22 protein-coding genes and 1 riboswitch are annotated in these 26,105 nt (G+C 70.3%); of the genes, 11 read left to right on the top strand and 11 right to left on the bottom strand.

Annotated elements, in window-relative coordinates; genetic code table 11:
* Positions 1-50: 50 nt before the first annotated feature.
* The gene (locus ASF18_RS00575) at positions 51-431 is read left to right on the top strand and encodes a helix-turn-helix transcriptional regulator (RefSeq protein ID WP_156649527.1); all 381 of its coding nucleotides are present in this window, start codon (positions 51-53) and stop codon (positions 429-431) included.
* Between the two features lie 15 nt (positions 432-446).
* On the opposite strand, the gene ASF18_RS24185 is transcribed toward ASF18_RS00575, so the two are convergent.
* From ASF18_RS24185 to gcvT, 5 genes are all read right to left on the bottom strand, one after another.
* Positions 447-1,712, bottom strand: coding sequence for an endo alpha-1,4 polygalactosaminidase (locus tag ASF18_RS24185; RefSeq protein ID WP_056348383.1), 1,266 nt, complete (start codon positions 1,710-1,712; stop codon positions 447-449).
* Between the two features lie 107 nt (positions 1,713-1,819).
* Positions 1,820-1,978 carry a hypothetical protein gene (locus ASF18_RS23400; protein WP_156375565.1) on the bottom strand — a complete coding sequence of 53 codons (159 nt, stop codon included), beginning with the start codon at positions 1,976-1,978 and terminating at the stop codon, positions 1,820-1,822.
* Between the two features lie 546 nt (positions 1,979-2,524).
* On the bottom strand, positions 2,525-5,371 hold the full coding sequence (gcvP, locus tag ASF18_RS00565) for an aminomethyl-transferring glycine dehydrogenase (RefSeq protein WP_056348380.1): 2,847 nt from the start codon (positions 5,369-5,371) through the stop codon (positions 2,525-2,527).
* A gap of 183 nt (positions 5,372-5,554) precedes the next feature.
* Positions 5,555-5,917: a glycine cleavage system protein GcvH gene (gene gcvH / locus ASF18_RS00560; protein ID WP_056348376.1), complete on the bottom strand. Its 363-nt coding sequence runs from the start codon at positions 5,915-5,917 to the stop codon at positions 5,555-5,557.
* A 47-nt stretch (positions 5,918-5,964) separates the two neighbouring features.
* Entirely contained in the window at positions 5,965-7,095 is a 1,131-nt protein-coding gene (gene gcvT, locus ASF18_RS00555) for a glycine cleavage system aminomethyltransferase GcvT (protein ID WP_056348374.1), read from the bottom strand.
* 51 nt (positions 7,096-7,146) lie between these two features.
* Positions 7,147-7,255: riboswitch (glycine riboswitch) on the bottom strand.
* A gap of 257 nt (positions 7,256-7,512) precedes the next feature.
* Between gcvT and ASF18_RS00550 the strand changes: the two genes are divergently transcribed.
* The 3 genes from ASF18_RS00550 (at position 7,513) to tam (ending at position 10,365) form a co-directional block, all read left to right on the top strand.
* Positions 7,513-8,304 carry a Fe-S cluster assembly protein HesB gene (locus ASF18_RS00550; protein ID WP_056348370.1) on the top strand — a complete coding sequence of 264 codons (792 nt, stop codon included), beginning with the start codon at positions 7,513-7,515 and terminating at the stop codon, positions 8,302-8,304.
* 158 nt (positions 8,305-8,462) lie between these two features.
* Complete coding sequence (gene trpS, locus ASF18_RS00545) at positions 8,463-9,533, top strand: tryptophan--tRNA ligase (protein ID WP_056219945.1); 1,071 nt, start codon at positions 8,463-8,465, stop codon at positions 9,531-9,533.
* Positions 9,534-9,582: 49 nt separating this feature from the next.
* Positions 9,583-10,365 (top strand): trans-aconitate 2-methyltransferase, encoded by a 783-nt coding sequence (gene tam / locus ASF18_RS00540; RefSeq protein WP_056348367.1) that lies wholly within the window; start codon positions 9,583-9,585, stop codon positions 10,363-10,365.
* Positions 10,366-10,480: 115 nt separating this feature from the next.
* On the opposite strand, the gene ASF18_RS00535 is transcribed toward tam, so the two are convergent.
* The 6 genes from ASF18_RS00535 to ASF18_RS00510 form a co-directional block, all read right to left on the bottom strand.
* The gene (locus ASF18_RS00535; protein WP_056348364.1) at positions 10,481-11,134 is read right to left on the bottom strand and encodes a pyridoxamine 5'-phosphate oxidase family protein; all 654 of its coding nucleotides are present in this window, start codon (positions 11,132-11,134) and stop codon (positions 10,481-10,483) included.
* Between the two features lie 218 nt (positions 11,135-11,352).
* The gene (ilvC, locus tag ASF18_RS00530; protein ID WP_056219936.1) at positions 11,353-12,372 is read right to left on the bottom strand and encodes a ketol-acid reductoisomerase; all 1,020 of its coding nucleotides are present in this window, start codon (positions 12,370-12,372) and stop codon (positions 11,353-11,355) included.
* 176 nt (positions 12,373-12,548) lie between these two features.
* Positions 12,549-13,187: a glutathione S-transferase family protein gene (locus ASF18_RS00525; protein WP_056348361.1), complete on the bottom strand. Its 639-nt coding sequence runs from the start codon at positions 13,185-13,187 to the stop codon at positions 12,549-12,551.
* A gap of 170 nt (positions 13,188-13,357) precedes the next feature.
* Complete coding sequence (ilvN, locus tag ASF18_RS00520) at positions 13,358-13,900, bottom strand: acetolactate synthase small subunit (protein ID WP_056183565.1); 543 nt, start codon at positions 13,898-13,900, stop codon at positions 13,358-13,360.
* Positions 13,901-14,016: 116 nt separating this feature from the next.
* A complete protein-coding gene (locus ASF18_RS00515; RefSeq protein ID WP_056219930.1) occupies positions 14,017-15,792 on the bottom strand; it encodes an acetolactate synthase 3 large subunit in 1,776 nt (591 codons plus the stop codon).
* A 338-nt stretch (positions 15,793-16,130) separates the two neighbouring features.
* Entirely contained in the window at positions 16,131-16,403 is a 273-nt protein-coding gene (locus ASF18_RS00510; protein ID WP_056219927.1) for a PepSY domain-containing protein, read from the bottom strand.
* Between the two features lie 206 nt (positions 16,404-16,609).
* Here ASF18_RS00510 and ASF18_RS00505 point away from each other — a divergent pair, with 206 nt between their 5' ends.
* The 7 genes from ASF18_RS00505 (at position 16,610) to ASF18_RS00475 (ending at position 26,104) form a co-directional block, all read left to right on the top strand.
* A complete protein-coding gene (locus ASF18_RS00505; protein ID WP_056348670.1) occupies positions 16,610-17,107 on the top strand; it encodes a chemotaxis protein CheW in 498 nt (165 codons plus the stop codon).
* 28 nt (positions 17,108-17,135) lie between these two features.
* Positions 17,136-18,629, top strand: coding sequence for a protein-glutamate O-methyltransferase CheR (locus ASF18_RS00500; RefSeq protein ID WP_056348357.1), 1,494 nt, complete (start codon positions 17,136-17,138; stop codon positions 18,627-18,629).
* Positions 18,626-19,174 (top strand): chemotaxis protein CheW, encoded by a 549-nt coding sequence (locus tag ASF18_RS00495; RefSeq protein WP_056348355.1) that lies wholly within the window; start codon positions 18,626-18,628, stop codon positions 19,172-19,174. The genes ASF18_RS00500 and ASF18_RS00495 overlap by 4 nt, the downstream gene beginning before the upstream one ends.
* A 107-nt stretch (positions 19,175-19,281) precedes the next feature.
* Complete coding sequence (locus ASF18_RS00490) at positions 19,282-20,952, top strand: methyl-accepting chemotaxis protein (RefSeq protein ID WP_056219916.1); 1,671 nt, start codon at positions 19,282-19,284, stop codon at positions 20,950-20,952.
* Positions 20,953-21,072: 120 nt separating this feature from the next.
* On the top strand, positions 21,073-23,304 hold the full coding sequence (locus tag ASF18_RS00485) for a response regulator (RefSeq protein WP_056348352.1): 2,232 nt from the start codon (positions 21,073-21,075) through the stop codon (positions 23,302-23,304).
* A gap of 53 nt (positions 23,305-23,357) precedes the next feature.
* Positions 23,358-24,401 carry a chemotaxis-specific protein-glutamate methyltransferase CheB gene (gene cheB, locus ASF18_RS00480; RefSeq protein WP_056348349.1) on the top strand — a complete coding sequence of 348 codons (1,044 nt, stop codon included), beginning with the start codon at positions 23,358-23,360 and terminating at the stop codon, positions 24,399-24,401.
* Positions 24,398-26,104: a response regulator gene (locus tag ASF18_RS00475; protein WP_056219906.1), complete on the top strand. Its 1,707-nt coding sequence runs from the start codon at positions 24,398-24,400 to the stop codon at positions 26,102-26,104. The genes cheB and ASF18_RS00475 overlap by 4 nt, the downstream gene beginning before the upstream one ends.
* The last annotated feature ends 1 nt before the right edge of the window (position 26,105 follow it).

The following is a 26,105-nucleotide window of genomic DNA, read 5'->3' as shown; positions in this document are numbered from 1 at the left end:
CGCCGCCCGCGTCGATCGCCATCGCCGATCCGACGGGCCTCGAGGACGAATTGCAGAGGCGTCTCGGCCAGATCGTGTTCTCGACCCTCTGCGAGGAGCTCGGCAGGTCGGCCCTGCTGTCGGTGGAGCGTGACATCGCCGCGACCGGGAGCCTGACGCCCGATCATCTCCGGGCCGCGCGAGCCCTGCTCAACTGGTCGATGTCTGATCTCGCCCTGGAGAGCGGCCTCTCGATCTCGACGATCAAGCGCATCGAGCTGGAACCGCAGGACGTCGCCCGGCGCAGCTACCGCCTCGTGGTCGACACCCTGCGGGGCGGGGGCATCCGCTTCGTCACCCTCGACGGCGGCACGATCGCGGTGGCCAAGGCCAAGCGCACCACCCCGCCGGTATCCGCGCTTCCGGCACGGATTCCCGGCCACGCGGGCTGAGGCGCGGCGTCCCGCTCAGAACAGCGGGATGTCGTGATGCGCCAGCCCCGCATGCGGGGCCTGATGCGGGGCGACGTCGATGCCCGCGCCGGGATCGGTCCCGTCCGCGGGATCGCCGGTCTCGTGCAGTCGAGGCGCCGGGGCGCCGGCCATCATGGCCGTGGCCTCGACGCGCAGGTCGGCGGCCGGATCCCGCGGTCCCTGGCCCCCCTCTACGAACACGAAGCTGTCGGTGCCGGCTTCGCTCGCGAGCGAGCGGTGGGCATCACTGCCCGCGGGGTCCCCGTGCCCCTGCTGCCCACCGGCGTGGTGGTTGGGTCCGACCGGCGTGGCGGTGCCGTCCTCACCGGGGGGCGTCATCGTGACGGGCGGCGGCGTGGCGGAGGGAGGCGTGGCGGAGGGTGGCATGGGCGGTGTCGGCTCGGGCAAGACCGCCGCGTCGCCGGGGCCGTCATCGCGCAGGATGCCGTCATCGTGCATGACCTGGCCGGGCAGAACGCCCTCGGTGTCGACGCCGATGAGATCGAGCTTGGCGACGTAGCTTCCCATCCCGGCCGCCTCGGCCTTGGCGTGGACATCGGCGACCTTCTGCGCCCCGGTCACGTACTCGATCGCGACGACGTCCTTGCCGGCATCCTGGGCGATCTTCAACTGGTCGAGGCTCGCCTGCGTCTCGGCGGCGGGCCGCTTCGCGGAGCCGTCATCGTTGTAGAACAGGTTCTCCTTGAACAACCCGTCGATGCTGTCGACGTAGGCTTGGTCCGTCAGCAGGTCCTCCGCTCCGTTGACCCAGACCTTGAAGGTCGGGGCCTGGGCCTTGGCATAGGCGCTCAACGCCTGGACCAGCGTCCGCATCGCACCGGCGGCGTCGCCCCCGGGGGCATGCGCCTGGCTCCAGGGCAATTCGAACGCATCGACCACGTCGAAGTAGATGCCGTCATAGCCCGCCTGAATCATCCGATCGATGGCGGCTTCGGCGACGGCCTTCCACTCCGGCGTCCAGTAGGCGACTTCGAAATCGCCCGCCCAGTTCGGGTCCTCGGGTCCGAGGGCTTCGCTCGGGATCGTGGCGAAGTAGTCCCGGTAGGCCTCGGCCTCCCCGAGGCTGAAATAGCCGAGGAGCAGGGCCTGGCCCGGGCCGCCGCCCATCTGCTGCACCTCGGCCGGCGTGAACATCCGCCCGTCATCGGTGTAGGCCTCGACCACCTTCACGTCGAACGGAGCAGCCGCGATCACCGCCGGATCGACGCCTTGCAGGACATACATGGCCGTCTTGGGCATCGCCGTGCCTCCCTGGGGTTTTTCGAGATCTCGGATGGTGATGCGTCAGGGCGTGCGCGCGCCGGGTTCCTTCAGGTGTCGGGATCGGGCGCCCCGTGGCCGGCGTCCTAGTCGGTGGGGGCCAGATCGTCCGCGGACCAGGTCTCACGGATGTTGCCCACGTCGATCTCGTAGGCTTCGCCCAGGTTCCAGACGCCCACGACGGCTCCCACGCGGCCATCGGGCAGGCGTACCAGGTCGAGATGGATGAAGGGGGAAGGGGTCACGGGCGCGTCCTCCAGCGTCTTCGCCCACGGATTACGCCCTCTTCGAACCCGAATATCAGTTCGTGCGGCGACGCCTGGGCGATCAATACGGATGACAATTGATATAGATATTTCTTCCTGCCGTATTGGGATAGCGTTGATCTTAGACGTTTATGGGATTGGCGTCAAAACATGCTGTTCCGGGGGGGGGCGACCGCTGCGCCTGAACGCGTTCGGCCTCCGGCGTCCCGCCCGGCCGGTTCAGACCGGCGGCGTGTGGCGGAAGCGGGCCGCGATGGGGCACTGGGATGTATTCCACGGCAATCAACAGCATCGTTGTTTGTTGATCTTTGTAAAGTCAAGTTCCAGCCACAATCCTGGAGAAGGCTAGGTCTCCGGCTGTTTCAGTGGAGGCTGGCATGACAGTGACGATCTTTGATCCTCTGACTGGGAAGATGGTGACGATCACGCTGCCCGACTGGCGATAGGCCAAGGGCTCTGTCGAGCGGACTTCACCCGGAAGGGGCGCTCCCGTCCCGGGTGGGCCGGGAGCGCGATGGGCGGTCCCTACTCTGCCGCCTCGCTGTAGGAGTCCACCGGTGGGCAGGCGCAGACGAGGTTGCGGTCGCCGTAGGCGTTGTCGACCCGGTTGATCGGGGGCCAGTATTTGTCCATCCCCAGGCTTCCGCTCGGGAAACAGGCCGCCTCGCGGGAATAGGGGCGTTCCCAGGCTCCCACGAGGTCCCGCACCGTGTGGGGCGCGTGCTTCAGGGGATTGTCGGCCCTGTCCATCCGCCCGTCCTCGATGGCGCGGATTTCCTCGCGGATCGCCAGCATGGCCTCGCAGAAGCGGTCGATCTCGCCCTTGGTCTCGGATTCGGTGGGCTCGATCATCAGGGTGCCGGCCACCGGCCAGGACATGGTCGGCGGGTGGAAGCCGCAATCGATCAGGCGCTTGGCGATGTCCTCGACGCTGACACCCGCGCTCTTCTGGAACGGCCGCACGTCGATGACGCACTCGTGCGCCACCCGGCCCTGGGCGCCGGAATACAGCACCGGGTAGGCGCCCTTCAGCCGGGCCGCGATGTAGTTGGCGTTCAGGATGGCGATGCGGGTCGCCTGGGTCAGGCCGCGCCCGCCCATGAGCAGGCAGTAGCTCCAGGAGATCGGCAGGATCGAGGCCGAGCCGTAGGGCGCCGCCGAGACCGCACCCGCCTCTCCGGTACGCGGGTCGGAGGGCAGGAACGGGATCAGGTGCGCCTTGACGCCGATCGGTCCCATGCCGGGGCCGCCCCCGCCATGGGGGATGCAGAACGTCTTGTGCAGGTTGAGATGGCTGACGTCGGCCCCGATATCGCCGGGGCGGGCGAGGCCCACCAGGGCGTTCAGGTTGGCCCCGTCGAGGTAGACCTGTCCGCCGTGGCCGTGGACGATGTCGCAGATCGCGCGCACCTGCACCTCGAACACCCCGTGGGTCGACGGATAGGTGATCATGCAGGCGGCGAGCGTCTCGGAATGCAGCTCGGCCTTCCGGCGGAAATCGTCGAGGTCGACGTTGCCCTGCGCGTCGGCGCCCACCACCACGACGCTCATGCCGCACATCTGCGCCGAGGCCGGGTTGGTGCCGTGGGCCGAGGACGGGATCAGGCAGACGGTCCGGTGCGCGTCGCCCCGCGCGCGGTGATAGGCCCGGATGGCCAGGAGCCCGGCATACTCGCCCTGAGCCCCGGAATTCGGCTGCATCGAGATCGCGTCGTAGCCGGTGATGGCGCAGAGCTTTTCGGACAGATCTCCGATGAGGGCCTGGTACCCTTCAGCCTGGTCCGCCGGCACGAAGGGATGGATCTCCGAGAATTCCGGCCAGGAGACGGGGAGCATCTCGGCGGTGGCGTTGAGCTTCATCGTGCAGGAGCCGAGTGGGATCATCGCCCGGTCCAGCGCCAGGTCCCGGTCGGCGAGGCGGCGCATGTAGCGCGTCATCTCGCTCTCGGCCCGGTTCATGTGGAAGATCGGGTGCGTCAGGTAGGGGGAGGTCCGCACCAGCGCGGCGGGCAGGCGGTGCTCCGGCCAGGCCTCGTCATAGGCCGGGTCCTTCGCCCCGAAGGCGCGCCAGACGGCCTGGAGGATGTCGGGCCGGGTGCGCTCGTCCACCGTGATGCCGATGCGGTCGTCGCCCACCGTCCGCAGGTTGACGCCGTTTGCCACCGCCTGTCCGAGGATCAGGCCCTGGAAGGCGCCGACCCGCACGGTGATCGTGTCGAAGAAGTGCTCCGGCTCCACCGTGAAGCCGAGGGCCTCCAGCCCGGCGGCGAGGCGCACGGCGTCGCGATGGACCCGGGCCGCGATGGCCTTCAGCCCGCGCGGGCCGTGGAAGACCGCGTACATGCCGGCGATGACCGCGAGCAGCACCTGTGCGGTGCAGATGTTCGAGGTCGCCTTCTCGCGGCGGATGTGCTGCTCGCGCGTCTGGAGCGCGAGGCGGTAGGCGCGGTTGCCGCGGGCATCCACCGAGACCCCGACGAGGCGGCCCGGCAGGGTGCGCTTGTGCGCGTCCCGGGTCGCCATGTAGGCGGCGTGCGGCCCGCCATAGCCCATCGGCACGCCGTAGCGCTGCATCGAGCCGACGGCGATGTCCGCGCCCATCTCGCCCGGCGATGTGAGCAGCGTCAGTGCCAGGGGGTCGGCCGCCACCACCGCGACCGCGCCGGCCGCGTGCAGGTCGGCGATGGGCTGGGTCAGGTCGCGGATGCCGCCGCAGACGCGGGGATACTGGAAGATCGCCCCGAAGACCTGGGCGGGGTCGAGGTCCTTGGCCGGATCGCCGACCACGACGGTCCAGCCCAGCGGCGCGGCGCGGGTGCGCAGCACTGCGATGGTCTGGGGCAGGCACTCGGCATCGACGAAGAACGCGGTCCGGCCCGTGCCGGCAATGCGCTGCGCCATGCCCATGGCTTCCGCCGCGGCGGTGGCCTCGTCGAGCAGCGAGGCGTTGGCGATGTCGAGGCCGGTCAGGTCGCAGACCAGGGTCTGGAAGTTCAGGAGCGCCTCGAGCCGGCCCTGGCTGATCTCGGGCTGGTAGGGCGAGTAGGCGGTGTACCAGGCCGGGTTCTCGAAGATGTTGCGCTGGATCACCGGCGGCATGGTGGTGCCGTGGTAGCCTTGCCCGATCAGCGAGACGAGGAGCCGGTTCTTGTCGGCGATACCCCGCATGTGCTCGATCACCCGGCGCTCAGTCATGGCGCCCCCGAAATCGAGGCGCTCCTCCTGCCGGATGTCGGCCGGCAGGGTCTCGTCCATCAGGGCATGCAGGCTCTCGGCGCCAACGACGCCGAGCATCGCCTCGATTTCCTGCGTCGTCGGGCCGATGTGGCGGCGGTTGGCGAAGTCGTAGGGGTCGTAGCGGTCGGTGGTCATGGGGGACCTCGGATTGTGAATGATCTGGACTGTGCCGTCGCATCCCTTCTCCCCTCAGCGGGAGAAGGTGGCCCGCGCAGCGGGTCGGATGAGGGAAGCGCCGTATCCGGAGAGGTTGCTCCCTCTCCCGCCCACTCCGTGGGCACCCTCCCCCGCTGAGGGGGGGAGGGGTAAGCGGCGGCGCTACTTCGCGAACTCGGCGTAGGCGGCCGCGTCCATCAGCCCCTCGAGGCTGGCCGGATCGTCGAGGCGGATGCGGTAGAGCCACCCGGCGCCCTGCGGGTCGGTGCCCACGCTGGACGGGTCGGCCACGGCCGCCTCGTTGACCTCGGTGACCTCGCCGGAGACCGGCGCATAGACGTCCGAGGCCGCCTTGACGGACTCGACCACCGCCGCGGCCTCGCCCTTGGCCAGCTTCGCGCCGACCTTCGGCAACTCGATGAAGACGAGGTCGCCGAGCTGTTCGGCGGCGTGGGCGGTGATGCCCACCGTGGCGACGTCGCCGGTGCAATCCAGCCACTCGTGCTCGTCCGTGAACTTCCGCATCGCTTTCTCCTGGTTGTTGGCAAAGGGGGGGGACGGAACGGGCCCGATCAGGCGCGCTTGAAGCCTGCCGGAACGAAGGGAAGTGCCGAGACCGCGACGGCGAGGCGCTTGCCGCGCACCTCGGCGAAGACGCGGGTGCCGGGGGCGGCGAGGGCGGCCGGCAGGTAGCCCATGGCGATGGGGGCCTGCAGGCTCGGCCCGAAACCGCCGGACGTCACCTGGCCGACCGCCGCGCCGGTCTCGTCTGCGAAGAGCGGCGCGCCGGCCCGCACGGGGGTGGGCCCCTCGGGGCGCAGGCCGACGCGCTTGCGCGCCGGGCCGGCCTCCAGAGCGTCGAGGATGCGCCCCGCGCCGGGAAAGCCGCCGGCCCGGATCCCGCCACGGCGGCGCACGTTCGGAATGGCCCAGGACAGGCCGGCCTCCACCGGGTCGATGCCGGGGTGGATGTCGTTGCCGTGCAGGCACAGCCCGGCCTCGAGGCGCAGGGAATCGCGGGCGCCGAGCCCGACCGGCAGCACGTCCGGATCGGCGAGCAGCGCCTCGGCCAGGGCCTCCGCCCTGTCCTCCGGTACCGAGATCTCGAAGCCGTCCTCGCCGGTATAGCCGGAGCGTGTGACGATGGCGGAGGCGCCCAGCAGCCCGAGCATCCGCACGTCCATGAAGCGCATCCCGGCCACCTCCGGTGCGAGGCGCGCCAGGGCCGCCTCCGCGCCCGGCCCCTGCAGGGCGACGAGGGCGCGGGCCAGCACGTTCACCGTGCAGGTGTCGGAGAGATGCGCGCGGAGATAGGCCGCGTCGTCGACCTTGTTGGCGGCGTTGACCACGACGAAGAGGCTGTCGCCGCAATGGGCGACCATGAGGTCGTCGCGGATGCCGCCCGACGCATCGAGGAGGAGCCCGTAGCGCTGGCGGCCCGGCTTCAGGCCCAGGACATCGATGGGCAGGAGGGTTTCCAGGGCGCGCGCCGCGTCGCCCACATCGCCCGAGTGCGGGGTGAGCCGGATCTGGCCCATATGCGACACGTCGAACAGGCCGGCCTGGGCCCGCGTGTGCAGGTGCTCCTTGAGGAGGCCGGCCGGGTACTGCACCGGCATGGCGTAGCCTGCGAAGGGGACCATGCGGCCGCCATGACGCAGGTGCAGGGCATGCAGGGGTGTGCGGGCAACATCAGGGGACATCGGATCACTCCACGACGAACAGCCTCCGGAAGCTCGACTGAGCGTGTCCGGCTGCCCCCATCTGTCGCGGTTACCTGAGAGCTTCTCCCCGACCGCGGCTGCGGTCCGGGATTTCTCCTTCGGTGGGCGCCATCAGGCGCCTCTCTCCAGATTGTCCGACGGTACGGTGATTGTGCCTGAGAGTTTCCGGGGGTGGTTGCTCCGTCGGCGCCATGGTTCGAAGGCTTCGCTCTGTGAAACGCTCGACCTGGGCTCTCCCGTATCGTCCTTGATGACTCGGTCAGGGTTTCACATTGCACTGCGTCAGGCAAGGCGCCCTGCCCGGCCGGCGCGTTACGCTTTGTCCGATCCGTCAGTCCGGGCATGGCCTGGCGTCGACTTCGGGAACCGCGACGACTCGGGCTCGATTCCTCCAGCATGCCGATCGCATCAGGGCACGACCTCGCCGGCCCCCGCCCCCGCCGGACCCGCTCTTCAAAGTCCGTACCGGCCGCGATCGATCCTGCCCTGACGGACAAGGCGTTGGCGATCCATGCTCGCCTCTGCCCGGTCTACGGCTGCCCGATCCCCTACTTCCACAGCCTTGACCCATTGAGCGAACTCGTCTCCTCGCTCCTCTCCCACCGAACCCGCAACGCGGAGTCCGGCCGCGCCTTCAAGGCCCTGCGGGCGCGCTACCCCGCCTGGGACCGGATGCTGGCCGCTCCCGTCTCCGAGATCGAGGCGACCATCGCCGGGGTGACCTGGCCCGAGCTGAAGGCGCCGCGACTGCAGGCGATCCTCTCCGCCGTGCAGGCGCGCCACGGCGCGCTCACCCTCGACTTCCTGAAGGACATGGCGGTGGAGGAGGCCCGGGCCTGGCTCGGGGCGATTCCCGGCGTCGGGCCGAAGACGAGTGCGGCGGTGCTCTCCTTCAGCATCCTGCGAATGCCCGCCCTGCCGGTGGACAGCCACCACCACCGGGTCGCCCAGCGCACCGGGCTGATCGGTCCCCGCGTCGATGTCGGGCCGTCCCACCCGATCCTGCGGGCACAGCTGCCCGCCGACTGGAGCGCGCAGGCCCTCTACGACAACCACGAGGTGCTGATGCTGCACGGGCAGAAGGTCTGTCACCACCGCAATCCCGCCTGCACCCGCTGCGTGCTCCTCGACCTCTGTCCCGAAGGTCAGGGTCGGACGGGGACCGGGGGCGCGATCCGCGAGCCCTAACGACCCCGGTCGTCCCGTGCCGACGCTCCCGTGCGATCGTCGGGGGTTTTCGCGAAGCCTTGACCGGTTCCGGCTCGGCGTCCAGAAACCGGCGCTCGGCTGCACGGGATCGACGTCCGCGGCCGCTCTCCCGCAATCCGCACGAGGACCCCGCCGCGATGACCGCGTTCAAGGAACTGGTGTTCTCGGGCGTACAGCCGACCGGGAACCTGCATCTCGGCAACTATCTCGGCGCCATCAAGCGCTTCGTCGAGATGCAGGCGCGCGATGCGCAGTGCCTCTACTGCGTCGTCGACCTGCACGCGATCACCCTGTGGCAGGACCCGGCCGCGCTGAAGGGCCAGATCCGCGAGGTCACCGCCGCGTTCCTCGCCGCCGGTATCGACCCGACGCGCTCGATCGTCTTCAACCAGAGCCAGGTGCCCCAGCACGCCGAACTCGCCTGGATCTTCAACTGCGTCGCGCGGCTCGGTTGGCTCAACCGCATGACCCAGTTCAAGGACAAGGCCGGCAAGGACCGGGAGAACGCCTCGATCGGCCTCTACGACTATCCCGTACTGATGGCGGCCGACATCCTGGCCTATCGCGCCACCCACGTGCCCGTGGGCGAGGACCAGAAGCAGCACCTCGAACTGACCCGCGACATCGCCCAGAAGTTCAACAACGATTTTTCGCAGTCGATCGCCGCCCATGGGCACGACGAAGGGGCCGGCTTCTTCCCCGTCACCGAGCCCCTGATCGGCGGGCCGGCGGCGCGCGTCATGAGCTTGCGCGACGGCACCAAGAAGATGTCGAAGTCGGACGCCTCCGACAATTCGCGGATCAACCTGACGGACGATGCCGACGCGATCGCCGCCAAGGTGCGCAAGGCCAAGACCGACCCGGACGCCCTCCCCTCCGAGGTGGCGGGCCTGGCCGGTCGGCCCGAGGCCGACAACCTGGTGGGTATCTTCGCCGCCCTGAAGGACGTCACGCGCGAGGAGGTCCTGCGCGACTTCGGCGGCGCCCAGTTCTCGGTTTTCAAGGGCGCCCTGGTCGAGCTCGCGGTCGAGACCCTGGCGCCCCTCGGCACCGAGATGAAGCGCCTCGTGGCCGACCCGGCCGAGATCGATGCGGTGCTCGCCGACGGCGCCGAGCGCGCCGAGGCCATCGCGGCGCCGACCCTCGACGCCGTCAAGGACATCGTCGGATTCGTCCGCCGCGGGCCGCGTCTGCGGATGGTCCCCTGACGAGTGAGGCGATCCGGCCTCCCAAAGGGCCGGCTTTGGGAGACGCACGATGTCCGACTGGAACCCCGCCCTCTACACCCGCTTCGAGGACGAGCGCACGCGTCCGGCGGCCGAACTCCTCGCCCAGGTTCCGCTCGCGGCGCCGGGCCTCGCCTACGATCTCGGCTGTGGCCCCGGCAATTCCACAGCGCTGATTGCGGCCCGCTTCCCCGAGGCCGAGGTGATCGGCCTCGACACCTCCCCGGCCATGCTGGAGCGGGCCCGCGAGCGCCTGCCCGGCCTCTCCTTCGCGCTGGCGGACGCGGCGACCTGGCAGCCGGACCGGGCGCCGGATCTGATCTACGCCAATGCCGTGCTGCAATGGCTACCCGACCACCCGGTGCTGCTACCCCGTCTCTTCGGCCTCCTGGCACCCGGCGGCGTTCTCGCCGTACAGATGCCTGACAACCTCGCCGAGCCGTCGCACCGCCTGATGCGCATGGTGGCGGAAACCGGCCCCTGGGCAGCGCCGATCGGCGACCCGGCCGTGGCCGGCCGGCTCGGGCGCATGCTGGAACCGGCCAGCTATTACGATCTGCTGGCGCCGCACGCCGCCGAGGTGAATGTCTGGCGCACTGCCTATCACCACCGGATGGCAGATGCGTCCGCCATTGTCGAATGGGTCCGCGCCACGGGTTTGCGACCCTTCCTCGACCCGCTCACGCCCGACGAAGAGGCCGGGTTCCTCACTGCCTACACGGCTGCGATCGCGGAGGGGTATCCACCCCGCCGTGACGGACGGCGACTGCTCGCATTCCCTCGGGTGTTCATCGTCGCGCGACGCGCGGGCTAGAGCATTTTCAAGCGAGGTGGATTCCGGCTCGCGTGAAGACAATGCGACCACACAATAGATTTGGGCAATTTCGGTGATCCTGAGATTACCGAAATTGCCCTGACGCCGCGCCGGTTCAGCTCTCGCCGCGCGCGACCCGGGCCTCGTACTCGGGCAACTCGATCTGGCCTTCCTGTGCGACGCGGGCCTTATCCTCCTCGGGGATGACGTCGGCGACCATGTCGAGGCGCTTCCAGAGGGCGAGCGGCGTCTCCTTGTCGGGGGTGGGCACGTACCGGTTCTGCGCCACCTTCTGGTACTTGTGGATGTAGCGCGGGCAGTTGACCCAGGCCTTCGTGACCTCGACGCGGACGAGGTACTTGGCTTCCGTGTACTCGGCCATCAGGGGATCGTCGCGCAGCATCCGGGCATGGCCCTGGACGCGGACCCGGTGCGGGGTCTCGAAGTCGATGAACAGTAGGCCGACCTTCGACTGCCCCTCGATGTTGCCCATCGAGTACCACATGCCGTTGCCGTCGAAGCCCGGGAACACCAGCGTGTTGCCGTCGAGCACCTTCACGAAGCCGGGGTTGCCGCCCTTGTAGGAGACGGTGGGCATGCCGTCGGGATCGACGGTGGAGAGAAAGAACATGTCCCGGCTGCCGATGAAGGCGGCTTCGGTCTCGCCGATCCTGTCCTGGACCCAGCCCGTGTCCAGGCGCTCGGCGAGCTTGACGGTTTTGAACTCTTCCTGCAGCGCGCGATGCGCGTCAGAGTAGAGCGATGCCATGGGGGTCCTCCGCGTTTCGGCTGCTCTCGTCCGGGCCGCCGTTGCCCGAGATGATCGCGGGAAACCCGTCGGAGCACAACAGGCGACGCGGCTCCGTCGTGTCCGAGCGCGCGCGGTGTGGCCCCGGGACCGCGCATCAAAAAGCCGGCGCCGCTCTCGCGACGCCGGCGCCCTCCGTCAGGGGAGGCCGGACGATGCCGGCCTCCCCGATCCCGACCTCAGTTCTTGGCCTTGTCGACCAGGGCCTTCTCGGAGATCCACGGCATCATGCCGCGCAGCTTGGCGCCGACCTCCTCGATCGGGTGAGCGGCGAGCTTGGCGCGGGTGGCCTTGAACGAGGTCTGGCCGACCTTGTTCTCCAGCATCCAGTCGCGGGTGAACTTGCCCGACTGGATGTCGTTGAGGACGCGCTTCATCTCGGCCTTGGTCTCGGGCGTGACGATGCGGGGGCCCGTGACGTACTCGCCGTACTCGGCGGTGTTCGAGATCGAGTAGTTCATGTTGGCGATGCCGCCCTCGTAGATGAGGTCTACGATGAGCTTTACCTCGTGCAGGCACTCGAAATAGGCCATCTCGGGGGCGTAGCCGCCCTCGACCAGGGTCTCGAAGCCGGCCTTGATCAGCTCGACGAGGCCGCCGCAGAGCACGGCCTGCTCGCCGAACAGGTCGGTCTCACACTCTTCCTTGAAGGTGGTCTCGATGATGCCGGCGCGGCCGCCGCCGTTGGCTGAGGCGTAGGACAGGCCGAGGTCGTGGGCGTTGCCCGAAGCGTCCTGCGCGATGGCGATCAGGGTCGGCACGCCGCCGCCCTTCAGGTACTCGCCGCGCACGGTGTGGCCAGGACCCTTCGGGGCGACCATGAGCACGTCGAGGTCCTTGCGGGGCTCGATCAGGTTGAAGTGCACGTTGAGGCCGTGGGCGAACAGGAGGGCGGCGCCCTGCTTCATGTTCGGCTCCAGGGACTCCTTGTAGATGTCGCCCTGGAGCTCGTCCGGGGTCAGCATCATGACGACGTCGGCCTGCTTGGCGGCCTCGGCCACCGACATCACCGTGAAGCCCTCGTGCTCCGCCTTCTTGGCGGTGGCCGAGCCCTCGCGCAGGGCGATGACGATGTCCTTGACGCCCGAATCGCGCAGGTTGAGCGCGTGGGCATGGCCCTGGCTGCCGTAGCCGACGATGACGACCTTCTTGCCCTTGATCAGGTTGAGGTCGGCGTCACGATCGTAATAGACCCGCATGGCGGTACCTTCTCTTTTCTCTCGATTGGGCATGAAATCGGCATGAGTGCGCTCCGGCGCCCTCATCTGAAACGACATCCGCGCGGCCGTGCGATCGCGGAGCTTTTAGCGAGGCGATCCCCTTGACGGAAGGGGCATTGTCGCATGCCCCGTCCTTTGCCGCCCCTGTGCCGCGTTCAGGCCGGCAGTTTGAGGCCTTCGCGGGCGAAGACCGCCTGCACGGCGGGGCGCGCGGCCATGGCCCGGGCATGGGCCGTCCAGGCCGGGAAGCGCTCGGCCATGTCGAAGCCGAGCGCCGGACCCCGGCCCCAGGTCCAGAACAGCAGCAGGTAGGGATCGGCGATGCTGTAGGCCTCGCCGACGGCCCAGCCGCCGTTGGAGAGCTTGACCTCGGTCATCGTGAACAGGTCGCCGCAGGTCTCGGCGCCCCTGGCCTGGATGCCCGGGAAGGCTGTTTCGTCGTTCGAGTACCGCTCGGCCCGGCGGATATGCGCGTAGGCGATGTGGTGGCCGGTGGAGAGCCAGCCGAGCCACTCGTCGACCCGGGCCTGGTCGCGTGGATCCTGCGGCCACAGGCCGGCCTCGGGATGCACGCGCGCGATGTGGCGCAGGATCGCGGTGTTCTCCGTGAGCACCCAATCGCCCTCCGCCAGCGCCGGGACCCGGCCGCGCTCGTTGACGGCAAGGTAGGTGGGCGCCCGCTGGTCGCCCTTGGCGAGGTCGAGCCGTACCGTCTCGTAGGGTGCACCGGTCTCCTCGAGGGCGATATGGGAGGCGAGCGAGCAGGCGCCGGGGGCGTAGTAGAGCGTGGTCATGTGATCTCTGGAGCGTTCCAGGTGATGCCGATCAACGTCGCGAGCGTCCCGCGAACTTCGGTGAGGACAGAGTTCGGCACGGAGCCGATGGACCGGCGGATGCGTACCTTCCCGTCGATCGAGCGGACCCCATCGACCAGAACGGCTCCCGCGATGCCAGACCTTGGGACCTACATCGGCTCGGCGCCGCGTCCCATCGCGGCGATGCCGGTGCGGGAGATCTCCACGAGGCCGATCACCGTCATCAGGCCGATGAAGCGATCGATCTCCTCCGTGGTGCCGGTGACCTCGAACACGAAGGAGTTCAGGGTCGCGTCCAGGGTCTTGGCGCCGAAGGCGGCCGCGAGGGTCAGCGATTCGGTGCGGTGCTCGCCGGTGCCCGCCACCTTGACGAGGCAGAGTTCGCGCTCGAGGGCCTTGCCCTGGAGCGTGAGGTCGACGACCCGGTGCACCGGCACGAGGCGGTCGAGTTGCGCCTTGATCTGCTGGATCACCGCATCGGTGCCGGCGGTGACGATGGTGATGCGGGAGAGATGGCGCGCCACCTCGGTCTCCGACACCGTCAGGCTCTCGATGTTGTAGCCCCGTCCCGAGAACATCCCCGAGATCCGGGCGAGCACGCCGGGCTCGTTGTCGACGATGACGGCCAGGGTGTGCCGGTTGATCGGCTCGACCCGGCCGGCATCGGGATAGTGCGTGTTCATGGCGTTCATGGCGTGCCCCGGACCTTCGTCTGCGATGGCGTGTCGTGAGTGGCCCGGCGGGGCCGATCGGAAAAGGACCGGGCGCGCGGCGCCCGATCCGGATGCGTCAGGATGGGTCCGGAGGCTCAGACCAGCATCTTGCCCTCTTCGGAGATGACGTCCCCGATCTCGACCCCGGTCTCGCCGAGGTAGTCGGACAGCAGCATCTCGTTGTGCGCCTTGCCCGACGGGATCATCGGGAAGCAGTTCTCCTTCTTGTCGACGACGCAGTCGAAGACGACCGGGCCGTCATAGTCGAGCATCTCGGCGATCGCCGCGTCGAGGTCGCCCGGCTTCTCGCAGCGGATGCCCTTGGCGCCGTAGGCCTCGGCCAGCTTCACGAAGTCCGGCAGGCTCTCGGAGTAGCTCTGCGAGTAGCGCGAGCCATGCAGCAGCTCCTGCCACTGGCGCACCATGCCCATGTACTCGTTGTTCAGGATGAAGATCTTGACCGGCAGGCGGTACTGAACCGCCGTGGACAGCTCCTGCATGTTCATCAGGATCGAAGCCTCGCCGGCGATGTCGATGACGAGCCCGTCCGGGTGGGCGAGCTGCGTGCCGATGGCCGCCGGCAGGCCGTAGCCCATGGTGCCGAGGCCGCCGGAGGTCATCCAGCGATTCGGCTCGTCGAACTTGAAGTACTGCGCCGCCCACATCTGGTGCTGGCCGACCTCGGTGGTGACGTAGGTCTCCCGGTCCTTGCAGGCCTCGTAGAGGCGCTGGACGGCGTATTGCGGCTTGATGATCGTGCCCGACGGCCAGTAGGCGAGGCAGTCGCGCGCCTTCCAAGTGCGGATCTTGGTCCACCAATCCTCCAGGCGGGCCGTGTCCGGCTGGCGCGGCAGCGCCTTCCAGGCGGCGAGCATGTCTTCCAGCACCGAGCCGCAATCGCCGACGATCCCGACATCGACCTTGACGACCTTGTTGATCGAGGAGGCATCGATATCGACGTGGATCTTCTTCGAGAACGGCGCGAAGGCGTCGAGGCGGCCGGTGATGCGGTCGTCGAAGCGCGCGCCGATGCAGACCATGACGTCGCATTCGTGCATCGCCAGGTTCGCCTCGTAGGTCCCGTGCATGCCGAGCATGCCGAGGAACTTGTCGTCCGAGGCCGGGAAGGCGCCCAGGCCCATCAGGGTCGAGGTGACGGGAAAGCCGGTCTCGGCGGCGAGCCTGCGCAGCAGGGCCGAGGCGTGCGGGCCGGCATTGATGACGCCGCCGCCGGTGTACAGGATCGGCCGGCGGGCGGAGGCCATCAGCTCGACGGCCGCCCGGATCTGAGCCGCATCGCCCTTGAAGGCCGGCTTGTAGGTCTTGTGGCCGTTCTGGGTCGGACGCTCGTAGACGCCCGACGCGAACTGCACGTCCTTCGGCAGGTCGATGACGACCGGGCCGGGCCGGCCGTTGGCGGCGACGTAGAACGCCTCGTGCAGGATGCGGGGCAGATCGTCGATCGATTTGACCAGGTAGTTGTGCTTCGTGCAGTGGCGCGTGATGCCGACCGTGTCGCACTCCTGGAAGGCGTCCGTTCCGATCAGGTGCGTGGGAACCTGGCCGGTGATGCAGACGAGCGGGATCGAATCGAGCAGCGCGTCGGTCAGGCCGGTGATGATGTTGGTGGCGCCGGGTCCCGATGTGACCAGGACGCAGCCGACCTTGCCGGACGAGCGCGCATAGCCCTCGGCCGCATGGACGGCGCCCTGCTCATGGCGCACCAGGATGTGCTTGAGGGTCTCCTGGTGGAAGAGCGCGTCGTAGATCGGCAGCACCGCGCCGCCGGGATACCCGAACAGCGTGTCGACACCCTGATCCTGAAACGCCCGGATGACCATTTCGGCCCCGGTCATGACCTCGCCGCCCATCGTCCTGCTCCTTGAAACTGTCTGTGCTGTTCGTGTCGTCCGGCGCGTCGCGGCAATAAAAAAGGGCCCCGAGGGACCCTGCATGCGCCACCATTCGGATCGCGGACCCTGGTGTCAGGTCCGCCCCGTCGGTGGCGCTTCCGTTACGATAAGGATGGCACGCATCGCGTCGTTGTCCGCCTCGTTCGTCCGCCCGACAAGGCGAATCGAAAATCGTGTGGGGTGTCTTACCGAAGGCGGCGACACCGGTCAACGCCGGGGCGCACGATCTTGCCGGTTCAGGCGTCGCACGTTCCCGGGCAACGGGCCCAGACAACGGACGCCGGATCCGGACCGGATCACTCGACCGGAACTTCCCCGAGGATGGCGCCGGTCTTCGGGTCCGCATCGAACCGCATCCGTCGTCCGTCCTTGATCCCCTCGCCGTCCCAGTGTCCGTCATCGGCTTCGAGCTTGGTGATCTCGCTGTAACCCGCATTCTTCAGGGCCTGCTTCGCCTGAGCCGGGGTGAGCCAATCGGCGCTCGGAACCTCGGCCCGGGCCATCCCGCCGACCGCGAGGAGAACGAGGGTCAGGGCGGCGGTACGGACGGTCTGGGCGGGTCGGGACATGTGAGGACTCCTGGGATGAGAGGTCCCGGCGGGCGCAGGCGCGCGGGGTCTCACTATATTAGGGCAGAGGGCCGGCGCCGCGAGGGCGCGACCTCGGCCGAGGCCACGGATTCGTGTTTGCTCCCCGCCGCATCGCCGTCCTATCAAGGCCGAGGTCCGATGTCGGATCGCGTCCGGTCCCCGCCCGTCCACAAGGATCCCCGCCCCTGTCCGAGACCAGCGCCTTCCTCCTCCTGGACGTGGCGGGCGTCGCCTGCGCGCTCGCGCGCACGTCGGTGAGCGAGGTGCTGCCGCTGCCGGACCTGCACGCGCCGCCGGCCGGGGGTGGGCCGTTCGCGGGCTTCCTCAATCTCGGAGGCCGCCCGGTGCCCGTGGTCGACCTCGCCCGGCTCCTCGGCCTGCGCACGGACGCCGCGCGCCGCGACGCCGAAGAGGCCTACCGGCACATCCTCCTCGATGCGCCGCGGGGCACCGGTTTCCTGGTCGACCGCGTCGAGGACCTGATCACGGTGGAGGCGGCTGCGCTCCGCCCGGTCGCGGCGGAGCGGACCCTCAACGGCTGCGTCGTCGCCGAGATCGCCCGGGATGACGGGCTGGTCCACGTGCTCGGCCTGGCCCGCCTCCTCACGGCGGAGGAGCGGGCCCGCCTGTCGGCCCTGACCGATGCGGCGGCCGAGCGCCTCGCCGCCCTGTCGGCCGTCTGACCCGGCCGCCACCCGGCATGCAGCAACCATGACGCGTCCGCCGCGCTCAGGCCCGGAGGTCGATCCGGGATTTCCGGCCCTCAAGGACCGGATCATCGCCCGCACCGGCCATCACTACTATGCCGACAAGGACGACCTCCTGTTCGACCGCCTGCGCAAGCGCTTCCGGGCGCTCGGGCTCGCGGATGCGACGGCCTATGCCGCCTGCCTCGACGACCGCCTGACCGGCGGTCCGGAATGGGCCGCGCTGGAGGCCGAGATCACCATCGGCGAGACGTTCTTCTTCCGCTACGCCGAACAGTTCGCGGCCCTGCGCACCACCATCCTGCCCGCCCTGATCGCCGCCCGCGCCCCCGAGCGTACCCTCCGGGTCTGGAGCGCCGGCTGCTCCACCGGAGCCGAGCCCTACTCGATCGCCATCCTGCTGCACGAACTCCTGGGAACCGCCCTGCCGGAGTGGCGGGTCTCGATCCTGGGCACCGACATCAGCACGGCCGCCCTCGAGACCGCGCGGGCGGGGATCTACGGCCGCTGGGCGCTGCGGACCCTGCCCCTCGGCGAGCGCCTGCGCTACTTCGTGCCCGGCCCGGCCGTCGCGGGACCCGGCCGCGACGGCACCTACGCCCTGCGGCCGGAATTCCGCCGGATGGTGCGCTTCGAGCGGCGCAACCTGATGGACCTCCTCGACGTCCGCACCGTTCAGCCCCTGGCGGAGTTCGACCTCGTCCTCTGCCGCAACGTACTCATCTACTTCGAGGCCGAGGTCGTGCTCGGCATCGTGCGCGCCCTCGGCCGGCGCCTGACCCCCGAGGGCTGGCTCCTGATCGGGCATGCCGAGCCGAACCCGGCCATCGCGGCGATGCTGGAACCCGTGAACCTGCCCGGAACCGTCGCCTATCGGCCACGGGGCGCCGGCGCCCCGGTCCTCCCTCCGCCGCCCTGGGTCCCGGAGTTCGTCCCCGAGCCCGCCCCGGTCGCCCCGCCCATGCCGGCCATCGGGCAGCCGGAGGCGGCCGAGTTCGGCTCGTCCAAATCCGACCTGCCCGACCCGACCCTGCTCGACTTCCCCGGGCCCCCCGGCGCGGATGCGGTGGAGCCCCCGGACCCTTCGGTGCGACCGGACGATCCGGCCCGCATCCGGGCCCTGGCCGATGCCGGCGAGACCGCGGAGGCCTGGCGGGCGGTCCGGGCGGCTATCCGCGCTGCGCCGACCGATCCCGTCCTGCACTACTATGACGGCCTCCTTGCCCACAGCCTCGGGCGCGAGGCCGAGGCCGAGCGGGCCTGGCGCGGCGCGCTCTACCTCGACCGCACCTTCGTCATGGCGCATTACCAGCTCGGCTTGCTAATGATCGGCCTCGGCCGGCGGGCGGACGCGGTGCGGGCCCTCGACAACGCGATCCGTCTGGCCCAATCCCTGGCGCCGGATGCGGTGGTGGCCGAGGGCGACGGGCTCGGCCCGCACGAGATCGCGCGCAGCGCCGCCCTTGCCCGTGCCGGCGTGACAGGAGAAGGGCCGTGACGCAGACCCGGGCCGAAGCCCCCGCCGCCCGCCTGAAGGCCCTGCGCGCCGAGCGCTCCCGCCTGCTCGCCGGGCGTGGACGGGGGACGGCTGAGGCCGCCGGGCCGACGCGGGCCGTTCTCGTCTGCGCCTGCGGCGACGACCGCTTCGCCCTCGCCCTCGCCCAGGTGGCCCAGGTGCTGCCGGCCCGGCCGGTGACCCCCCTCCCCGGTGCCCCGGCGGCGGTCCTCGGGCTCATCGCCATCTCCGGCCGGGTCGTCAGCCTGATCGCCCTCGCCCGCGCCCTCGGACGCGGCGCCGCGGCGCCCGGTGACGAGGGCCACGTGGTCCTCGTGCGGGGCGCGGGGGTTCCGGTGGCGCTCGCCGTCGACCGCGTCCTCGGTGTCGCCGAAATCGCCGAGGCGACGGACGTTCCGGCCCTCGCCGAGGCCGGTTTGAGCACGGAGGCGGTTTCGGGGTATGCCCCGCCCGGCGCCGGACCGGACGGGGAACCCGGGTTCGTCGTCGTCGATCTGCCGCGTCTCCTGCGCCGGTACCTGCCGTGACCGTCCCTGCCGCGCTGCCGCGCCGGCGGTGAGCCTTCTTCGTACTGCCGAGACCCGGGGCCGTCCTGCCTCGGTCCCGCTCGAATTCCCGGAGCCTGGAGCCCCTCGTGTCGATCTCGATCGGAAAACGCATCCTCCTCGGCTTCGTCGCCATCACCATCGTCATCGTGGCGCTCGGCTTCTATGCCCTGGGGCAGATCGGCGTGGTGCGCGACACGACCGACGGCATCGTCACCCGCGACCTGACGGTGGCGCGCCAGCTCGACGATCTCGCCAACAAGGCCCGCGACATGGGCCTCCAGCGCCGCAACGCCATCATCGCGCTGCTGATGCGGGCGCGGGGCGGCCCGGAGCGGGATGACGGCTCCGCCTCCTGGCGCCGGTCCGCCGCCGAGGCCGAGGCGATCCTCGCCGAACTCGTGCGCGCGACGGACAGCTACCGGGCCCGGTCGGCTTCCGAAGAGCGCAGTCTCGCCTGGCGCAAGGTGAACGGCATCGCCATCGAGGCCGTGGCTGAACTGCGCGAGCTGCGCAGTGCGAGCGAGGCGCAATTCGCCGCGATCGCCGCCAAGGACGTGGACGGGGTCGAGGCCCGCAACGAGGCGTTGAACCGAAGCCAGGAGCTGTTCCTCAGCGACATCGAGCGCACCCGCAGCGCCCTCGACGAGGGCATCGCCGCCGGCCAGCGCAGCGTGGCCGATCTCTACGAGCGCAGCCGCCTCTCCATCCTGCTCACGCTGGGCGCCTGCATCGTTCTCAGCATCCTCATCACCCTGCTGATCAGCCGGGCCGTGGTGCGGCCTCTCGAGGCGGTGATGGCCTTCGCCGAGCGCGTCGGCGAGGGCGACCTCTCGGGGACCCTCGAGGCGCGGGGCAAGGACGAGATCGGCCGTCTCGGCCGCACCCTGAACCGCATGGTGGCGGGCCTGGCCGACCTCGCCCGGACCAACCGGGCCGCGACCTCGGACCTCAACGCGGCGGCGGCCGAGATCCGCGCCTCCGCCCAGGAGCAGGCGGCCAGCGTCGAGGAGCAGTTCGCCGCCGTGCAGGAGACCGCCGCCACGGTCGACGAGATCACCCATTCCGGCGCGCAGATCGGCAAGCGGGCCGGCGAGGTCATCGCCACGGCCCAGTCGACGGCCCAGACCTCCCGCGCCGGCCTGCGCGCGGTGGCCGACACCGCGCGGGCGATGGATTCGATCCGCGAGCAGGCCGAGGCGGTGGCCGGCAACATCGTCGCCCTCTCCGAGAAGACCCAGGCGATCGGCGACATCATCACCACCGTCAACGACATCTCGGAACGCACCCATCTCCTGGCGCTGAACGCCGCCATCGAGGCGGCGGCGGCCGGCGAGAGCGGGCGCAGCTTCGCGGTGGTCGCCTCGGAGATGAAGCTCCTGGCCGACCAGGCCAAGGCGGCCACCGGGCAGGTCCGGACGATCCTCGGCGAGATCCAGCGCGGCATCAACACCTCGGTCATGCTCACCGAGGAGGCGGTCAAGCGCGCCGCCGCGGGCAAGGCTCGCTCCGACACCACCCAGCGGACCATCGAGGAGATCACCGCCCGGGTCGAGGAAAGCGTCCAGACCTTCCAGCAGATCGTCGCCTCGACGAACCAGCAGCAGCTCGGCATCGAGCAGGTGATGGGCGCCCTGCAGAACATCCGCCAGGCGAGCCAGCAGACGGCGGCCGGCACCCGCGAAGTCGAGGCGGCCTCCGCCAACCTCACCGAACTCGCCCAGGCCCTGATGACGCTCGCCGAGCGCTACCGGCACTGAGCGGACTTCCACGGTTGGGAGACCTCCGGTTTCGCGGGGCATGCATGATGAACGAATGGCTTCGCGCGGATTCCGGAGGTGCGGAATCCGCCGCAACCCTGGGGCGACTTTAGGCGACCGATGGACATTCGCCAGCTTCTACTCGCGGCGTTCGAGGTCGAGCACCGCGAGCACATCGATGCAATCCGTGCCGCCCTCGGAGGCGAGGACGGCGAGCACGCGCCCGATTGGAACGACGTCTTCCGGCGGGCGCACAGCCTGAAGGGCGCCTCCCGGGCCGTCGACCTGCCGGCGGTGGAGGCGGTGGCCCATCGCCTGGAGACCCTGTTCGAGCGCGTGGTGGCGCAGGAGGGCGGTCTCTCGCGCACCGCCACCGCTGCCGTGCACCTCGCCCTCGACCGGATCGAGGCCTACGTCGCCGGGTTGACCGACGGGACGGGCCCGGACATGCCGGCCGATGCCCTCGCGGCCCTGGACCGCGCCCTCGATCCGCAGGCCGCCGCATCGCCCGAGACGGACCGGGCGCCGGACACGGCCCCCACCGCGGCGCCGGCCACCGATCCTACCCCGCCCGTCGCCACGGCTTCGAAGTCCGCACCGTCCGAAGCCCCCACCGAGGTCGCCCAGACCCTCCTGCGGGTGCCTGCGAACGCAGTCGAAGCGCTGACGCGGGCCACACACGAACTGGCCAGTGCCCTCGGGGGCGAGGCCGTGCTGGCCGAGGGCATCGCCCGCCTGGGGCGCCGGGCCGCCGACCTCGCCCGTCTCGCCGAGCGCCGGCGCGGCGCCCGCGGATCGGAGCCGGAGGGAGATGCGCGGGCCTTGGAGACCGGACTCCTCGCCCTGGCGCGCGATGCCGCCGACCTGGCACGGGTTCGCAGCGCTCTCGCATCCTCGGTCGAGGGCGCCATGGCCCGGGTCGCCGGCGAGGCCGAGCGCCTGGCTCTGGTCCCGGCCGAGACCGCCTTCGGGGGATTCGCGCGAGCCCTGCGCGACCACGCGCGCGAGGCGGACCGCGCCATCACGGTGACCGCGCGCGGTCTCGACCTGCCGGTCGATCGCGGGATGCTTCAGGTCCTCAAGGACCCTGTCCTGCACGCCCTGCGCAACGCCTTGAGCCATGGGGCCGAACCCCCCGAGACGCGCCGGCACCTCGGCAAGCCCGACGCCCTGGCCATCGGCCTCGACGTCGAGGTCCAGGGGGGGCGCCTGGTCGTCCGGATCCACGATGACGGCCGGGGGCCGGACCTCGCGGCCATCGCCGACACCGCCCGGCGCCGGGGCCTGCTCTCAGCCGACGCCGATCCCGGGCCGGAAGCGCTCCTCGCCCTGGTCTTCGAGCCCGGCTTCTCAACTGCCTCGGCCATCGACACCCTCTCGGGGCGCGGCATCGGTCTCTCGGTGGTGGCGGACGCGGCGCGCCGGCTCGGCGGCACGGTTCGCCTCCTGCCGCGCAGCCCTTTCGGCACCGAACTCGTCATGGCGCTGCCGCTCTCGGCCGCCCGCCGGGCGATGCTTCTCGTCCGGGGCGGCGGGATCACCTACGCGATCCCCAGCGCGTCGGCCGAGCGCCTGCTGCGCCTGGATCGCAGCGACCTCGCGCAGGTGATGGGCCGCACCGTGGCGCAGGTGGAGATCGGCGGCAGCCCCGTCAGCGTGCCGGTGCTGGATCTGGCAAGCCTTCTCGGCCTGCCGGATCGCGCGGAGGAGGCCGGGGCCACCTGCCCGGCGATCCTGCTCCGTGGCAACGGGCGCCGCTGCGTCCTCGCCGTCGATGCGTTGTCCGATGTGACCACCCTGCGGGTGTTGCCGGCCCCGCCGATCGGGACCGATCCGCGGCTGGTCACCGGAACCGTGATTCTGTCGGGGGATCGGCCCGCTCTCGTCCTCGATGCCGAGGGGCTGGTCGCATGGGCGGGCGAGGCCGGCTCGGCCGCGGCACCGCAACCCACAGGCAGTCGCGGAACGATCGCGCAGGCGCCACGTTCGACGATCCTCGTGGTGGACGATTCGATCACCACGCGAACCTTGGAGAAGGGTATCTTGGAAGCGGCGGGATACCGCGTCGTCGTTTGCGTCGACGGCCAGGATGCGCTCGACCGCTTGCGGGCGGGCATCGAACCCGTAGATCTCGTCGTCGCCGACGTGGAGATGCCGCGTCTCGACGGCTTCGGCCTACTGAAGGCCCTGCGGGCTGAGGAGGCTTTCGCGCAGCTGCCGGTCATCCTGATGACCTCGCGCGGCGATGCGGAGGACGTGGCCCGCGGCCTCGACCTCGGGGCGGACGCCTACCTGACGAAGCAGACCTTCGACCAGCGCAAACTCCTCGACACCATCGGGCAATTGCTGTGACCGGACACGCGCGGGACGGATCGACGCCGGGAGCGCCCGTGCGGGTGCGGGTGATGCTGGTCGAGGATTCCCTCGTGGTGCGGCAGCTCCTCATCCACATCGTCGGCCGGGATCCGCGCCTGGAGGTCGTGGCGGCCGTGGCCTCCGGCGAGGAGGCCCTGGCGACGATCGGCCAGGTCCGCCCGGACGTCGTCTCGATGGATATCCGTCTGCCGGGCATCGATGGCCTAGAGACGACGCGGCGGATCATGGCCGAGCGCCCGACCCCGATCGTGGTCATCGCCGACGCGATCGAAGATTCCTCCCTGCGCATCTCGATGAACGCCCTGCGGGCCGGGGCGCTCTCGGTGGTGGAGAAGCCGGTGGCCACCACCAATGCCGGCTACGACGCCGCCGCGAGCGAGATCTGCACGCAGCTGCGCATCATGGCCGCCGTGCCGGTGATCCGGCGCCGGCCGATCGGCTCGGAATGGGCCGGTCGCGTCGCCGCGCCGCCGCCGTTGGCCGCCGCCCTCAAGGTGCCGGAAGCCGCCAGCGTCCTGGCCATCGCCGCTTCGACCGGCGGGCCGCCCGCCCTCGCCCGGGTCATCGGCGCGTTGCCGGCAAGTTTCTCCCTTCCTGTCCTGGTCGTCCAGCACATGGGTCCCGCCTTCATGGAGGGTTTCGCCAGCTGGCTGAACGGGGTCGTCGGGCTGCCGGTCGCCCTGGCCCGTGAGGGCGAACGGGCCGAGGCCGGCCGCGTCTACGTGGCACCGGGGGACCGGCACCTGGAGCTCGGCGGCGGCGGCCATCTGCGGATCAGCGATGCCGCCCCGGTGGGCGGCCAGCGCCCGGCCGCTACGGCCCTGTTCCGCTCCGTCGCCCGGCATGCCGGTGCGCGGGGCATCGGCGTGCTGCTGACCGGGATGGGCGAGGACGGGGCTCTCGGCCTCCTCGACATGCGTCGGGCCGGGGGGCTCACCGTCGCCGAGGACGAGAGCACCGCGGTGGTGTTCGGCATGCCGGCCGCCGCGATCCGCCTCTCGGCTGCCGGCACTGTGCTGCCCCTGGACCGGATCGCCGCCCATCTCGCTCGCGTGGCAGAGGCCGCGCCGTGACCGAGGCCACCCCACCCCGTCTCCTCCTCGTCGAGGATTCCGAGACCCAGGCGCTGGAACTGCGGCTGCTGCTGGAGTCGAAGGGCTTCGCGGTGGAGCGCTGCGCCACGGCCGAGGCGGCCCTCGACCAACTCAACACCCGCCTGCCCGACCTCGTGGTGGCGGACCATCATCTCCCCGGCATGAACGGCGACGAATTCGCTCGCCAGCTCCGGCTCTCCCTCCGCACCCGCGCCCTGCCCCTCCTGATGCTCACCGGCGCCCGCGATGGCGAGCGCCAGGGACTGGAGAGCGGCGCCGATGCCTACGTGGCGAAATCCGCCGATCGCGACCTCCTCGTGCTCCGTATCCGCGCCCTCCTACGCGAGCGCATGGGCGGCAGCGACGGGCCCGGCGTCTCCGCCTTCCGCCGGGGGCGCGTCCTCGTGGTCGATGCCAGCGCCACTTACCGGACCTTCCTCGCCGGCCTCCTCGCCCATGAGGGGCAGGAGGTTACCACCGCGGACAGCCACGCCGCCGCCATCGCAGCCCTGGAGGCGGCGGGCGCCGCCTTCGACTGCGTGACGATCGACCTCCTCGCCACGACCTATGACGGCCTCGCCCTCTGCCGGGCGATCAGCGACCACCGCAATGCCGGCCTCGCGGGCCGGGAGGCCGGCGCCCCGACCTTCCAGGTGGTCGGCATCGCCGGATCCAGCCCGGCCAAGGACTTCCTCGTGGAGGCCTTCGCCGCGGGCGCCGACGACGTGGTCTCGAAATCCGACGGCGAGATCCTGGTGATGCGGGTGCGCAGCCTCGTGCGTCGCAAACTATTGGAGGAGGACAACCGTCGCATCGCGGGCGAGTTCGGCGCCCGTGAGCGGGCCCTGGAGCGGGCCCGGGCCGAGGCCGAGGCGGCGGAGGCGCGCGCAGCCCTGGCCGGGGCCCTGGAGCAGGCCAACGCGGATCTCGCCACCGCCAATCGCAAGCTCACCGACGCGCAGGCCAAGCTCGTCCAGGCGGCCAAGATGGCCTCTCTCGGTGAGCTGGTGGCGGGCATCGCCCACGAAATCAACAATCCCCTCGCCTTCATCCTCGCCCACCAGGGTACGGTGGAGCGCATCCTCGGCGAGGTCGTCGCGGAACCGGATTCGCCCGACAGCCCGCGCCGGCTCAGGAAGTGCAGCGACCGGGTCGGGGCCATGCGCATGGGCCTGACCCGCATCCAGGACCTCGTCCTCAACCTGCGCAAGTTCTCCCGTCTCGACGAGGGCGAGCGCACCCTGGTGCACGTGCCCGAGGCGATCGAGACCGTGCTTGCCCTGATTCAGCACAAGCTCGGCGACCGGATCGCGGTCGTGCGGGATTTCGCGGGCCGGCCGGAGATCCACTGCACGCCGGCCCTCCTGAACCAGGTCGTCATGAACATCCTCGGCAACGCCGCGGACGCGATGCCCGATTCCGGAACCATCACCATCGAGACGCGCAGTCTCCCCGACACCGACATCATTCGGATCAACGACACCGGGTCCGGCATCCCGGAGACGCTGCGCGAGAAGATCTTCGAGCCGTTCTTCACCACGAAACCCGTCGGGTCCGGCACAGGTCTCGGCCTCGCGATTGCCTACAGTGTCGTGCAGGCGCATAGCGGCACGCTCAGCGTCGAGGCCGCTCCCGGAGGTGGGGCCTGTTTCGTCATCGGCATCCCACGACAGACGGGTTGAG

This window comes from Methylobacterium sp. Leaf89 (genome assembly GCF_001422215.1).
In the GTDB taxonomy this organism is placed as follows: Bacteria; Pseudomonadota; Alphaproteobacteria; order Rhizobiales; family Beijerinckiaceae; genus Methylobacterium.
This window is presented reverse-complemented; position numbering and strand designations above follow the sequence as displayed.

Excerpts from the sequence above, each read along its gene's own strand:
- ASF18_RS24185 (WP_056348383.1), bottom strand. The coding sequence starts at position 1,712 with ATGCCCAAGACGGCCATGTATGTCCTGCAAGGCGTCGATCCGGCGGTG.
- gcvP (WP_056348380.1), bottom strand. The coding sequence starts at position 5,371 with ATGACCACCGACCGCTACGACCCCTACGACTTCGCCAACCGCCGCCAC.
- gcvH (WP_056348376.1), bottom strand. The coding sequence starts at position 5,917 with ATGCGGAAGTTCACGGACGAGCACGAGTGGCTGGATTGCACCGGCGAC.
- gcvT (WP_056348374.1), bottom strand. The coding sequence starts at position 7,095 with ATGTCCCCTGATGTTGCCCGCACACCCCTGCATGCCCTGCACCTGCGT.
- ASF18_RS00550 (WP_056348370.1), top strand. The coding sequence starts at position 7,513 with ATGCCGATCGCATCAGGGCACGACCTCGCCGGCCCCCGCCCCCGCCGG.
- trpS (WP_056219945.1), top strand. The coding sequence starts at position 8,463 with ATGACCGCGTTCAAGGAACTGGTGTTCTCGGGCGTACAGCCGACCGGG.
- tam (WP_056348367.1), top strand. The coding sequence starts at position 9,583 with ATGTCCGACTGGAACCCCGCCCTCTACACCCGCTTCGAGGACGAGCGC.
- ASF18_RS00535 (WP_056348364.1), bottom strand. The coding sequence starts at position 11,134 with ATGGCATCGCTCTACTCTGACGCGCATCGCGCGCTGCAGGAAGAGTTC.
- ilvC (WP_056219936.1), bottom strand. The coding sequence starts at position 12,372 with ATGCGGGTCTATTACGATCGTGACGCCGACCTCAACCTGATCAAGGGC.
- ASF18_RS00525 (WP_056348361.1), bottom strand. The coding sequence starts at position 13,187 with ATGACCACGCTCTACTACGCCCCCGGCGCCTGCTCGCTCGCCTCCCAT.
- ilvN (WP_056183565.1), bottom strand. The coding sequence starts at position 13,900 with ATGAACGCCATGAACACGCACTATCCCGATGCCGGCCGGGTCGAGCCG.
- ASF18_RS00515 (WP_056219930.1), bottom strand. The coding sequence starts at position 15,792 with ATGGGCGGCGAGGTCATGACCGGGGCCGAAATGGTCATCCGGGCGTTT.
- ASF18_RS00510 (WP_056219927.1), bottom strand. The coding sequence starts at position 16,403 with ATGTCCCGACCCGCCCAGACCGTCCGTACCGCCGCCCTGACCCTCGTT.
- ASF18_RS00500 (WP_056348357.1), top strand. The coding sequence starts at position 17,136 with ATGACGCGTCCGCCGCGCTCAGGCCCGGAGGTCGATCCGGGATTTCCG.
- ASF18_RS00485 (WP_056348352.1), top strand. The coding sequence starts at position 21,073 with ATGGACATTCGCCAGCTTCTACTCGCGGCGTTCGAGGTCGAGCACCGC.
- cheB (WP_056348349.1), top strand. The coding sequence starts at position 23,358 with ATGCTGGTCGAGGATTCCCTCGTGGTGCGGCAGCTCCTCATCCACATC.